The organism is Bacteroides sp. ET71, from assembly GCF_023336905.1.
Classification (GTDB): Bacteria; Bacteroidota; Bacteroidia; order Bacteroidales; family Bacteroidaceae; genus Bacteroides.
Genome location: NZ_JAMBLS010000166.1, coordinates 1 through 332, shown reverse-complemented (window position 1 = coordinate 332; position 332 = coordinate 1). Strand labels below are relative to the sequence as shown.

Below are 332 nucleotides of genomic sequence, written 5' to 3'. Positions count from 1 at the left end.
CCCAAATACAAAAAATCTGAAGAGCTCAAATTCTCTCGGTATATTTATATACATGGTTCTGTTCCCAAAATCGTTTAGATAATTAACGTGAATTCGATATAAGGATTAAATTTATTTGTTTGAGAATTAGTAACATCGCGATAAAAGCCTTAATTTTATAGTATCCAATTATAACATTTAAGCGATTACCACTATGTTCTCAGAGGCTAAAGTTACGAAGATTTATTGTATGGCGGATGATTTTTGTAAGGAATTTGCCAAAGCACAGGAAAAATACATGGTTGAAGACAGGAATCTGAAGCATCGGAACAAGCCGAACCGGATGAGTGATA

At 33.4% G+C, this 332-nt stretch carries 1 pseudogene; it reads left to right on the top strand.

Annotated features, from left to right (window positions below):
• Nucleotides 1-193: 193 nt before the first annotated feature.
• Nucleotides 194-332: pseudogene (locus M3090_RS15710) on the top strand (IS982 family transposase); the annotation flags it as partial.